General features: G+C 67.5%; 11 protein-coding genes. 8 read left to right on the plus strand and 3 right to left on the minus strand.

The window, feature by feature from the left end:
• Positions 1-142: 142 nt before the first annotated feature.
• Entirely contained in the window at positions 143-592 is a 450-nt protein-coding gene (locus ACNA7R_RS10615) for a pyridoxamine 5'-phosphate oxidase family protein (RefSeq protein WP_416283537.1), read from the minus strand.
• Between the two features lie 161 nt (positions 593-753).
• Here ACNA7R_RS10615 and ACNA7R_RS10620 point away from each other — a divergent pair, with 161 nt between their 5' ends.
• Positions 754-2082: an ATP-grasp domain-containing protein gene (locus ACNA7R_RS10620; RefSeq protein ID WP_416283538.1), complete on the plus strand. Its 1329-nt coding sequence runs from the start codon at positions 754-756 to the stop codon at positions 2080-2082.
• A gap of 106 nt (positions 2083-2188) precedes the next feature.
• On the plus strand, positions 2189-2410 hold the full coding sequence (locus ACNA7R_RS10625) for a hypothetical protein (protein WP_416283539.1): 222 nt from the start codon (positions 2189-2191) through the stop codon (positions 2408-2410).
• A 59-nt stretch (positions 2411-2469) separates the two neighbouring features.
• On the opposite strand, the gene ACNA7R_RS10630 is transcribed toward ACNA7R_RS10625, so the two are convergent.
• Together ACNA7R_RS10630 and ACNA7R_RS10635 are read right to left on the minus strand one after the other, a co-directional pair.
• Positions 2470-2871, minus strand: a complete 402-nt coding sequence (locus ACNA7R_RS10630) for a hypothetical protein (protein ID WP_416283540.1) — start codon at positions 2869-2871, stop codon at positions 2470-2472.
• Positions 2872-3213: 342 nt separating this feature from the next.
• Positions 3214-4200, minus strand: coding sequence for a hypothetical protein (locus tag ACNA7R_RS10635; RefSeq protein ID WP_416283541.1), 987 nt, complete (start codon positions 4198-4200; stop codon positions 3214-3216).
• Between the two features lie 377 nt (positions 4201-4577).
• On the opposite strand from ACNA7R_RS10635, the gene nosZ reads away from it, so the two are divergent.
• From nosZ to ACNA7R_RS10665, 6 genes are all read left to right on the plus strand, one after another.
• Positions 4578-6476 carry a TAT-dependent nitrous-oxide reductase gene (gene nosZ, locus ACNA7R_RS10640; protein WP_416283542.1) on the plus strand — a complete coding sequence of 633 codons (1899 nt, stop codon included), beginning with the start codon at positions 4578-4580 and terminating at the stop codon, positions 6474-6476.
• Between the two features lie 36 nt (positions 6477-6512).
• Positions 6513-7277, plus strand: coding sequence for a hypothetical protein (locus ACNA7R_RS10645; protein WP_416283543.1), 765 nt, complete (start codon positions 6513-6515; stop codon positions 7275-7277).
• Complete coding sequence (gene nosD / locus ACNA7R_RS10650; RefSeq protein ID WP_416283544.1) at positions 7270-8670, plus strand: nitrous oxide reductase family maturation protein NosD; 1401 nt, start codon at positions 7270-7272, stop codon at positions 8668-8670. Before ACNA7R_RS10645 ends, nosD begins: the two co-directional genes overlap by 8 nt.
• Entirely contained in the window at positions 8651-9622 is a 972-nt protein-coding gene (locus ACNA7R_RS10655; protein WP_416283545.1) for an ABC transporter ATP-binding protein, read from the plus strand. The genes nosD and ACNA7R_RS10655 overlap by 20 nt, the downstream gene beginning before the upstream one ends.
• Positions 9619-10551 carry an ABC transporter permease gene (locus ACNA7R_RS10660; RefSeq protein WP_416283546.1) on the plus strand — a complete coding sequence of 311 codons (933 nt, stop codon included), beginning with the start codon at positions 9619-9621 and terminating at the stop codon, positions 10549-10551. The genes ACNA7R_RS10655 and ACNA7R_RS10660 overlap by 4 nt, the downstream gene beginning before the upstream one ends.
• Positions 10548-11481: type II restriction endonuclease (locus tag ACNA7R_RS10665; protein ID WP_416283547.1), on the plus strand; the 934-nt coding region annotated here is incomplete at its 3' end. The genes ACNA7R_RS10660 and ACNA7R_RS10665, both read left to right, overlap by 4 nt.

Consider the following 11481-nt stretch of genomic DNA (forward strand, 5'->3'; position numbering starts at 1 on the left):
GGCCGACTCGATTCGGCGACCGACGCATCCGACGACCGACGTACTTCGGCGTGTGACTCTCATACGGATTGCTGTAACGATTTACCGGCGCAACCGCCGCACGGGTCGCGGTTGCGCCGGTAATGACTTACAGTAAACCGTATCAGTCGTCGGTCCGGACCTCCTTTCGTCCCGTCATCGTCTCGGGCTCGAGACGGAAGAACCGAAACTGCACCTCCTTGGGCGGTCGCTCGAAGATGTCGACGATCGGGATCTCGATGGCCCACATCCCGTGGAGTGCATCGGATTCGAACGGGGCGTCGGTGATCTCCTCGAGGTCGCCGCCGGCGACGACGCTTTGCCAGCCGTCGTCCGTCTCTCGGTGCACGACGAACGACACCGCCTGGTCGACGAGCGCCTCCTTTCTGCCGCCCTCCGGAACCGAGAGCCGGTAGTAGAACGTCCCCTCGTCGGCGTTGTACCCGTAGGAGACGGGTATCGAGACCGGGGCGTCGTCCGTTCCCGCCGCGAAGGAGATGACGCCGATCCCGCCTCGACCGAGGAACTCGCTCATCTCGTCGGCGCTCATCTGGAGCCAGCGCAGTCCTTGCATACCGGCATACAGGCTCCGGACGTAGAAAGTACTCCGTACAGGGAGACGGGACGTTCACAGCGACGCGAACGAGGCGGCCGAGCGTCGGCTCGAGCGCGAACACTCGCTCGAGTCGCCGTTCGGGCTACGGCTTTACCGGTGCGTACGCCGTAGAACCGCACATGGTCGAACATTCGGTCCGGGTCGGCGTCCTGAGCTTCCACGACAGCAAGGAGTCGAAGGCGATCTGCAACGCCGTCGAGGAGCTCGGCCACGAACCCGTCTGGCTCCGCGAGAACAACGTCCTCCTTCGGTTCACGGACGGCGAGTTCGTCCTCGAGCCCGACGTGGACGTGGTGATCAACCGCCTGCTGCTGTCGACGGCGACCCAGCCCGTCGAGGCCGTCGGGATCGCGAACGCGATCGCCCGCTTCCGACCGATGGTGAACGATCCCGACGCCGCCGCCCTCGCCTCCCACAAGATCGCCGCCGCCGCGGCGATGGTCGAGGCGGGCGTGCCGATCCCGGAGACGGCACTGGGGATGGGGACGACGACGGTCGGACGGATCAGCCCGGTGTTCGGCGAGGAGTTCGTCTACAAGACGATCGTCGGCACGCACGGCGGCGGCGCCTGGAAGGTCCACCGGAACGACCTGCTCACCGGAACCGTCGGCACGCGCCGCGCGTTCCTGCAGGAACTCGTCAACGCTGACCGCGAGGGAACGCGGGATCTCCGCGTGTACGTGGTCGACGGGAGCGTCGTCGGCGCGATGTATCGCTACGCCGACGAGGACGAGTGGCGAACGAACGTCGCACGCGGCGGGGCCGTCGAGGATGCGACCGACGCGCTGCCCGGCGCCGTCCCGCGGATCGCGACGGCCGCGACGTCGGCAGTCGGACTGGACTGTGCGGGCGTGGATCTCATCGAGGGCGATGACAGCTGGTGCGTTCTCGAGGTGAACCCGACGGCCGGGTTCAGGGGACTGTTCCGGGCGACGGGGCGGAGTCCGGCCCCCGTCATTGCGGCGGTCGCGATCGAACGCGCGGGCGGCTCGGTCGACGACGACCTGCTCGAGCGGTTGCGGGCGACGCTCGACGACTCGGTCCCGTCGTGTGTTCCGAGCGAGGTCGAACCGATCGGCAGCGACGCACCGGTCGTCGGGCTCACCGAGCGCGTCGTCGTCAGCGGAACGACCGACACGAAGTCGGTCGTGGGCCGGGCCGAGCCGATCAACGCGCGGACGCGGATCGATCTGCAGCTCGCGGCCGCGATCGGCGCCGGCCCGATCCAGGTCGGAACCACCGATTCGGGCGGGGACGACCGCCGTCGGCGGCCCGTCGTCGACGTGGTCGTCAGCGTCGGCGGAACCGAACGAACCGTCGACGCGATCGTCGAAGACCGGGCCGGAGACCCCCACCCGATCTTGCTCGGTCGCGACGTGCTCGCCGAGTTCCGGATCGACGTCGCAAGCAGGTACGGCGGTCGACTCGGCGATTCGCTCGAGGAGTGAGCGGTTCCGTTTCGGGCGCTCGCCGGAGCGAAACGTCGTCGTCGCGACGGGCCGGACGATCGGCGCCCCCTCCAGAATCAAGATCCTGGGCGGCGAACGGGTCGTGATGGCCGAGGACAGCCTCGAGCGGGTGGCGGCCGCGACGCTGTTTCTCGTCGGCGGCGACGACCATCCGGTTCTCGAGTGGAACGAGGCGGCCTCCGAGCGCCTGTCCTGTGAGAAATCGCTCGAAGTCGTCGACGGTGCCTCGCACCTCTTCGAGGAGCCGGGGGCGCTCGAGGCCGTCGCCGATGCGGCAGCGGAGTGGTTCGCAGAGAAGCTGGCGTAGCCGTTTCGAGGGCGTCGAAAAGCGTCGAATGGATCTTGTCGGTTCACGATCTCCCGCAGCTACCGCTCTTCCCCGAGGACGCGCTCGTACGCATCGAGAATCGGTCGGTATCGGTCGCGGTGACTACGGGGTAGCTCGCGGACGACGTCGTAGCTGTCCGCCGGAACGACGACCGTTCGCGGAATCCCCTGCCAGTCCTCGCGGTGGCCGAAGAACTCCCGTTCGATCCCGTACCGGCCGCTCTCGTCGACGTAGGCGATGCGGGTCGCCGGGAGGTCGAACCGCGTGTTCGGCACCGAAATCTCCTCGAGCGAGCGCGCGACCGCGGCGAACCGACACCCCGACCGATCGGTGTCGCTGTCCTTGAGCCGGCGAATCGTCCGCTCGTCGATCAGCGCGACGTCTCGAGCGGCGTCGGTACCGGCGGTACGTTTATTACTGGCTCCCGTATTCGTGTTCATGTTCTCTGCGATCCCGGAGGACACGAGGTCCGCTGTTGGCGCAGCGGGCCGGGATTCTCTCCCGACATCCCTCGAGCAACTAGTCGATACTCTGGGGAGCCACGAGTATAAATCTGTGCCGTTCGTTTCAGTCCACAGACTATCTGAAAATCGGTGTACGGGGTGTGGTCGCTTCCACCATAGCATAAGATATCTATCAGTACTACAGAGGGTGGGAAGTGACGGATACGGAAAGCGCCTGTTCGCTCGAGCCGGCGCCTCGAGCGTGCGGAGTGACAGGCGGTGGGTCGTCCCGCAGCCGACGCTATCGCCGCTCCGCGGCGGGTGCGAGCCAAAGCGTCCTCACTGGCGGCCGTTTCGGCCGGGGACATCGAGCGCGGCGGTGAGCCGTTCGAACAGTCCGGGACGGTGGGCGCCGACGCTCTCGGTCGTCTCGTACTCCGGTTCGAGCGTCCCCTCGCCGCTCCCGTCGAACGTCAGCACCGTCAGCTCCGAGGTCTCCGCCCGCCTCGCGACGTCGGCCTCGACGGTTCCCGAGGTCGTCACGACGACCGGGTACGCATCGATCGACTCCGCGAACGCGCGGAACTCGTCGACGGTTTCGGTGTCGGGCGTCTCGTGGATGCTCACGATCCGTCGGTCGCCCATCAGCCGGTCCTCGGCGAGGACGTGAACCCGCCGGGACGTCTCGTCGTCGACCGTGGCGTCGATCTCGGTCTCGAAACGGCGCTCCTCGAGCACCTCCGCGGCCGTCTGTCGGGCCGCCTGCTGGCGATCGAGCCACTGTTCTCCTTCGGGGGTGAGCGTGTACCGATAGAGCACCCGTTCGATCGTCTCGAGCGGGGGGAACATCGACGAACACTCCCGACACCGGAGCCGGTCCTCCGGGACGTCGAAGGACTCGGAACACTCCCGACAGCTGTACTGGAGTCGCTTCTCGATGTCGACGGACTCGAGGTCCTGTTCGCACTCCGGACAGCGGTAGCCGGTCTCGGACTCGAACTCCGATTCGGGACCGGTGTAGCCACAGACGTGCTCGAGGACGGTCGCCTCGACGGCCCGCGGATCCCCGCAGGCCGGACAGACGGTGGTGTACTGCAGCCCCTCGGTCGCACACTCGGGACAGACGTACACCTTCGAGACGAACTCGTCGGCCAGCACGCCTCGAGCGGCGAACCGCTCGAGTACGGCGGCCGGGTCGTCGTCGGTCCCGTCGAGCAGTTCGGCGACGGCCGAGTAGCTCACCGAGCCGTCGTCGGAGATGTCGGGCTCGAAGGCGCCGTCCTCGAGTAACGTATCGATCAGTCGAAGCTCCCCTGGTGAAACCATGATCCCGGTACGAACTGCGAGGACGATTACCGTATAATTTCCCCTTGAGTGGCTACTCGCTTCGGGGAGAGCTAGTTTTCTTCCGTCAGGAAGCTCCCTGTTTTCCGACACATCCGTTAGACGCCGTTCACGGGAGCTGTGACTGCGGTGTCGTTCGCGGAGCGTTCGAGCGATTAGTTACGCAGCCTGACCTATACGACACGGATACTGTCGGAAACAGTTGAGGAACTACAGCCCCAGTACACATGTCTTTTCGGCCGAACCCGTTCCCGTGTATTACCGAGTGACGGGAATTTGAAACAGCCATAACGTCGTGTCTAGCGGAGTGGAACCTGTACAGGTGCAGTGACCGACCGCTACCGCAAGCCCCCAAGACGATGACAAACCAACCTACGCCCGAACCCACCGCCCGCGAGGAACCGACCAGCACAGACGACAGAGATCCGCTCTTCGCGCGGATCCCGCGTCGCGACTTCATGATCGCGGGCGCCGCCACCGGTATGATGGGGTCGCTCGCGGGCTGTACGGGACTGCTCAGCGACGACGAGCAGGTCTCGGCGGCCGACGTCGACACGGAGGTCCCGCCAGGCGAACACGACGACTACTACGCGTTCCTCTCGGGGGGCCACTCCGGCGACATCCGCGTCTACGGGGTTCCCTCGATGCGCCAGCTCATGCGGATCCCCGTGTTCAACGTCGAGAGCGCGCGCGGCTACGGGTTCGACGACGAAACCCACGAGATGCTCCAGGAGGCTGGCGGCTACACGTGGGGCGACACGCACCACCCCCGCATCAGTCAGACCGACAACGAGTACGACGGCGAATGGCTGTTCGTCAACGACAAGGCCAACGGCCGAATGGCCCGGGTCGATCTCGAGTACTTCGAGACGGATGCGATCATCGATCTGCCGAACCAGCAGGGGACCCACGGCGCCTGCGCGCTGATGCCCGATACTCGGTACGTCTTCGGCGTCGGTGAACTGCGCGTCCCGATTCCGAACGACGGTCGGGACCTCGACGATCCGAGCGAGTACGGGTCGACGCTCTCGGCGATGTCGCCGGACCCGTTCGACCACGAGTGGGACGTCCGGGTCGACTGCAACCTCGATAACGGCGACTCCGGCAAGGAGGGGAAGTGGTTCTTCACGACCAGCTACAACAGCGAGGAGGGCGTCACCGAACAGGAGATGACGTCGGCTGACACCGACTACGTCGTCGCGTTCAACGTTCCGGCGATCGAGGAGGCCGTCGACGCCGGCGAGTACGAGGAAATAAACGGCGTGCCGGTCGTCGACGGCACCGAAGACAGTTCGCTCAACGACGGCGACGACCCCCTCGTCCGGTACATCGACGTGCCGACGAACCCCCACGGCGTCAGCGTCACGCCCGACGGGCAGTACGCGATCGCCTCCGGGAAGCTCGACCCGACCTGCACGATTATCGAGATCGACCGCCTCGACGAGGTCGACGACCCCAACGACGCGATCGTCGGCCGGGTCAACGTCGGCAACGGGCCGCTGCACACCGCCTACGACGACCGCGGTCACGCCTACACGACGCTGTTCGTCGACTCCCAGGTCGTCAAGTGGGACATCGAAGCCGCCGTCGAGGCCGAGATGGGCTCCGAGGATCCCGTCGTCGAGAAACACGACGTCCACTACAGTCCGGGTCACCTGATCGCCGCCGAATCGTACACCGGCGACCCCCAGGGCGACTGGCTGATCGTGCTCAACAAGCTCTCGAAGGATCGGTTCCTCCCCGTCGGACCCGTCTTCCCCGAGAACGACCAGCTGTTCTACATCGGCGACGACGACGCCGGGATGGAGCTGGTCAAGGACACGCCGGCCTACCCCGAGCCCCACGACGCCTCGATCGTCCGAGCCGACCGGCTCGACCCCGCCAGCGTGTACGACCCCGACGACCTCGAACTGGACTTCATCTCGCCCGACGACGAGGAGAACTTCATCGAACGCGATGGGGATCAAGTCCACATCGAGATGTACAACCAGCGCAACCACTTCGGCTTCGACGACATCACCGTCCAGGAGGGCGACGAGGTCACCATCAGATCGACCAACATCGAGCAGGAGGAGGACATCATCCACTCGGTCGCGATTCCGCAACACGACGTCAACATGAAGCTGGCCCCACAGGAGACCCGCGAGGTGACGTTCACGGCCGACGAGCCCGGCGTCTACTGGATCTACTGTGCGTACTTCTGTAGCGCACTCCACCTCGAGATGCGCTCGCGGCTGCTGGTCGAACCGGCCGACTGACCACGTCCATCCCACCCCACCCCACATCCGCCACCCATGTCCAGACTCACCCGACTGACCGAACTCCGTCGCGCGCTCCCGCTCGCAGCGGCGGCGCTGTTGCTCGTCGCGATCGCGCTCCCGATGTGGCGGATCACGCTCGAGGCCCCGCAGTACCCGGACGGACTGTTCGTCGAGCTGTACGCCTACCCGCGCCTCGAGGGCGACGTCGCAGAGACGCAGGGACTCAACCGGTACGTCGGGTTCTACTACCCGGATCCGGTCTACCTCGATCCCAACTACGACGTCCACCCGAAGGCGATCGAGGTACCCGAGTGGTCGGTCGGCCCGCTCGCGTTCGTCGCCGTCGCCGCGACCGGCGTCTTCGTCGCGCTCGCGCCGACGGTCAGGAAGCTGAAGCTCGGGCTGACCTGCCAGCTCGCCGGAACGATAGCGGTGTTCGTCGCGATGTTCGCGCTGATCCAGTACCGGCTCTACCAGGCCGGCCACGCGCTCGATCCCGACGCGCCGATGCGGGGCATCGACGGGTTCACGCCGCCACTGCTCGGCACCTACGAGATCGCCAACATCAGCGGCCTCGCCTGGTTTGGTCCCGGCGGCTACCTCGCGCTGGTCGCGATCGCGCTGCTGGTCGCCGCGTACTCCGTCCGGGACTCGACGGCGACCGTCGGCGACGCGCCGGCGATCGTCTCGGACCGCCTCGAGCGGACCCGGACGTGGATCCGAAACCGACGCGACCGGAGCGACGCGCCTCGGCCGGCCGCGGACGACGCCGACGCGGAGGTGAGCCGCGATGACTGACCGCGCGAGGGGCGGCCGCGAAACGTGGTTCGTCGTCGTCGCCGTCGCGGTGCTCGTCGTCTCGCTGGCAGCGGCCGCCGTCGCGGCGACCGACGGCTCCGACGACCGCGATGCGACCGTCGAGGGCTGGACGCCCGACGTCTCGGACCCCCGCGACGCGGAGCCGCCCGACGAGCCCGGCGTCGCGACCGTCGGCGACGACGAGTTCGATTCCGTCCAGGCTGCCGTCGACGCCGCGGAGCCGGGCGACACCGTCGTCCTCGAGGGGACCTTCGAGGAGCGCGTGACGATCGAGACGGACGGCGTCACGCTCGAGGCCGCGGGCGAGGGAGCGCTGATCGACGGCGGCGGCGAGGACACCGTTGTTCGCGTCGCGGCCGAGAACGTGACACTCGAGGAGCTGTGGATCCGCGAGTCGGGTCACGATCGGGGTAACGAGGACGCGGGCGTCCTCGTCAACGGGTCGAACTCGACCCTCGAGGACGTTCGGATTACCGACACTACGTACGGCGTCTGGATCGGCGAGGCCGAGGACGTCACCGTCGCGGACGCGGCGATCGCCGGCCGCGAGGACGTCTCCGAGTCCGAGCGGGGCAACGGGATCCACCTCGACCGGGCCGACGGCGCAGAGCTCCGGGACAACGAGATCACGACCGTCCGGGACGGGATCTACTTCTCGTGGTCCGACGGCGTCGACGCCGCCGACAACGCGATGTGGGAGCTGCGCTACGGCGTCCACTACATGTACTCCGACGACAACCGCCTCGCGGGCAACGTCGCCTTCGACAACGACGTCGGCTTCGCGATCATGGTCTCGGAGAACCTCACCGTCGCCGACAACGTCGCGGTGAACAACGACGGCCCGAGCGGCCAGGGGATCCTCGTCAAGGATGTCGACCGCACCGAGATCCGCGACAACGCCGTCGTCGCCAACGGGAACGGGTTCTACGTCTACAACGCCCACGGCAACGAGATCGTCGACAACCTCGTCCTCGAGAACGAGGTCGGGATCCAGTTCACGGCCGGCAGCTCCGACGAACTGGTCGTCGGCAACAGCTTCGTCGCGAACGGCCAGTCGGCGTACGCGCCGACGACCGCCCAGATCGCCTGGAACGACTCCGAGCGGGGCAACTACTGGTCCGACGCCCGGGCGGTCGACCTCGACGGCGACGGCACCGGCGAAACCCGCCACCAGCCGGCGGGAGCCGTCGAGAACGTCGTCCGCGAGCGGCCCCAGGCGGCCGTCTTCGCCGAGAGCCCGGCGTTCGACGCGGTCCGGATGGCCGAGAGCTCGTTCCCCGTCATCGAATCGCCCGGCGTGGTCGACCACCGGCCGCTCGCCGAACCGCCACACGACGACTGGAGGGAGTACTATGCAAATCACGATCACTGACGTCCACAAACGCTACGGCGACGTCGTCGCCCTCGACGGGCCGACATTCGAGATCCCGTCCGGGTCGACGTTCGGCGTCCTCGGGACGAACGGCGCGGGAAAGACGACGCTCTTCGAGCTGCTGGTCGGCCACGACAGCCCCGACTCCGGGCGGATCGAAGTCGGCGGGCTCGACGTCGAACGAGCGGGCCACCGCGTCCGCGAGCGCGTCGCCTTCCTGCCAGAACACGCCGGCTTCCCGCCGTCGATGACGGGCCGGGAGGTGCTCTCGGTCCACGCCCGCATTCGCGGGATCGCGGCCCGGGAGGCGCGCATCGACGACGCCCTCGAGACGGTCGGGCTGGCCGACGCGGCCGACCGGGCCGTGGAAGGGTACTCCAACGGGATGGGGCGACGACTCGGGCTCGCGTCGGCGCTGCTGGCCGAGCCGCCCGTCCTCGTCCTCGACGAGCCGACGGCCGGGCTCGACCCCCGCGGCGTCGCGACGTTCCACGAAATCATCGAACGGATCGATCGCGAGACCGACGCCACCGTCGTGCTCTCCTCGCACGTCCTGAGCGAGGTCGAACGGCTCTGCGACGCGGTCGCCGTCCTCGAGGACGGCCAGCTCCGCGCGGTCGGCTCGGTCGACGAACTTCGGGGGGCGGACGGCGAGCGAGTTACCGTCGCCGTTCGGCCCGCGAGCGACGGGGATCGAGCGCGGCTACTCGAGACCGTCCGGGGGTACGGCGAGGTGACCGACTCCGGCGGGGAGATCGCGGTCGCCTGCGACCGCGAGGCCGCCCTCGAACTCTCGGGGGCGCTCGAAGCTAACCTCGTCGATCGGTTCGAGGTCCGCGAACCCGGGCTCGAGGCGGCGTTCCACGAGGCGCTTGCGGGAGCCGAGAGCGGATCGCACGAGACGGCTGTCGACGGCGAGGCCGCCGGTGGAACGGAGGTGAGCGCACGATGACCGATCCGCGACGGTCGAAATCGGGCCAGTCGACGGACGAGGACGGCGAGCCGCGCCCGAGAGCCGACGGCGGTTACGGGACGGTGGCGGACGCCGAGTTCGGACGACCGAGCGAGTCGGGCGCCTGGCACCGACAGCTACGGGTCGTCGCCGAAACCGAATACCGGCTCGCGGTGCGGGGGCGGTGGGCGATCGCGCTCACCGCGGTGTTCGCCGCGTTCGCGCTCGGGCTGACGACGTTCAGCGGCTCGAGCGTCAGCCCCGAGGGGTTCGAGCGAACCGTCGCGAGCCTCGCCGTGCTCGCGGTCTACCTCGTTCCGCTGGTCGCGCTCGCGTTCGGCTACGACGCCGTCGTCGGCCGCGAGGAGAGCGGCTGGCTCCAGACGCTGTTCGCCCTGCCGGTCGAGCGTGCCTGGATCGTCGTCGGCACGCTTCTCGGACGGGCGGTCGTCCTCGCGAGCGCGACGATCATCGGGTTCGGGGTCGCCGGCGGGTTCCTGCTGTGGGAGTTCGGCCTCGCCGGGTTCGACGCCTACGTAACGTTCCTGCTTGCGACCGTCGGCCTGGGGCTCGCCTTCCTGGCGATCGGAGTCCTCGTCTCGACGCTCGCTCGAGAGAAGACCCACGCGCTCGGAATCGCCCTGCTGATCTGGGCGTGGTTTGTCCTCGTCCACGACCTGCTCGGGCTCGGTCTGGTCGCGGCGTTCGACCTCTCGGGGACCGCCGTCTCCGCGATGTTGCTCGCGAACCCGACGGGGATCTTCCGGGCGCTCGTCCTCGGCTCGCTGGGGGCCGCCGGCGACGCCGGCTTCGCGACGATCCTCGCCGAGTCCGGCCTCTCGTCGGGGCTGCTCCTCGGCGCGTTACTCGTCTGGATCGCCCTGCCGACCGCACTCGCGGCGCTGGCGATACGGAGGCGACGGCTGTGACCCGCACTTGCCACACCTGCGTCCACGACCGACGGTGGTCGCGCCGCCGGCTCCTCACCGCGGCGGGAACGACCGCGGCCGTCGGGCTGGCCGGCTGCCTCGGGAGCGACGACGACGCGTCCGAGGAGCCGGCCGAACCGATCGCCCTCGACGAGGGGGCGACCTGTGACGCCTGCGGGATGGTGATCGAGGAGCACTACGGGCCCGCCGGCCAGCTCTTCTACAGCGAGCCGGAGGACCGAGACGGGCCGGCCCGGTTCGACAGCCTCACCGAACTCGTCGCCGTCCACGAGGAGCGCGTCGCTCGAGGGGAGGAGCTTCGCGAGGCGTTCGCCACCGACTACTCGAGCGTCGAGTACCGCCTCGAGGAGCGAGACGGGACGACCTACGTCTCGACACACGTCGAGGCGGACGCCTTCGCCGACGCGACCGAGTTGGTATACGTCGTCGGCAGCGAGGTCGAGGGGGCGATGGGCGAGGAGTTCGTTCCGTTCTCGAGCCGGGACGACGCCTCGGCGTTTGCCGAGGAGCACGGCTTCGCAGTCGTTCTCGCCGAGCACCAGAACTACTACCCGGACATCTCGTTCGTCCTCAAGGCGGATGAATCGGTAAAGTATGCGATTGATTTTAAGACGACCTACCGCAGACCCGATAAGCCGTGGCTCTGCAATGGCTTCACTCTCGGATCTCACGGCAAGTATTTCCAAGACAGAACAAGCACTAAGAATATCCAGTTTCCGTATGGCTCATATGCGGGCCATTTCTGCTTGGGTATTATTTATGATCGCGCCGAATGCGCGACCATTGACGAAACAAGAGCTTATCCACTTGAGGATCTGCGTTCTATCTCCTCCGTGATTTCCAACATCCAGTTTTTCGTCGCTGAGAAGTGGCGGATCGCGGGCGACAGGGGAGGATCTGGAAATACCG

This window comes from Natronococcus sp. (assembly GCF_047921035.1).
Taxonomy (GTDB): Archaea; Halobacteriota; Halobacteria; order Halobacteriales; family Natrialbaceae; genus Natronococcus.

Coding starts and splice junctions, on each gene's coding strand:
- nosZ (WP_416283542.1), top strand. CDS start 4,578: ATGACAAACCAACCTACGCCCGAACCCACCGCCCGCGAGGAACCGACC.
- ACNA7R_RS10630 (WP_416283540.1), bottom strand. CDS start 2,871: ATGAACACGAATACGGGAGCCAGTAATAAACGTACCGCCGGTACCGAC.
- ACNA7R_RS10615 (WP_416283537.1), bottom strand. CDS start 592: ATGCAAGGACTGCGCTGGCTCCAGATGAGCGCCGACGAGATGAGCGAG.
- ACNA7R_RS10620 (WP_416283538.1), top strand. CDS start 754: ATGGTCGAACATTCGGTCCGGGTCGGCGTCCTGAGCTTCCACGACAGC.
- ACNA7R_RS10645 (WP_416283543.1), top strand. CDS start 6,513: ATGTCCAGACTCACCCGACTGACCGAACTCCGTCGCGCGCTCCCGCTC.
- nosD (WP_416283544.1), top strand. CDS start 7,270: ATGACTGACCGCGCGAGGGGCGGCCGCGAAACGTGGTTCGTCGTCGTC.
- ACNA7R_RS10660 (WP_416283546.1), top strand. CDS start 9,619: ATGACCGATCCGCGACGGTCGAAATCGGGCCAGTCGACGGACGAGGAC.
- ACNA7R_RS10655 (WP_416283545.1), top strand. CDS start 8,651: ATGCAAATCACGATCACTGACGTCCACAAACGCTACGGCGACGTCGTC.
- ACNA7R_RS10635 (WP_416283541.1), bottom strand. CDS start 4,200: ATGGTTTCACCAGGGGAGCTTCGACTGATCGATACGTTACTCGAGGAC.
- ACNA7R_RS10625 (WP_416283539.1), top strand. CDS start 2,189: ATGGCCGAGGACAGCCTCGAGCGGGTGGCGGCCGCGACGCTGTTTCTC.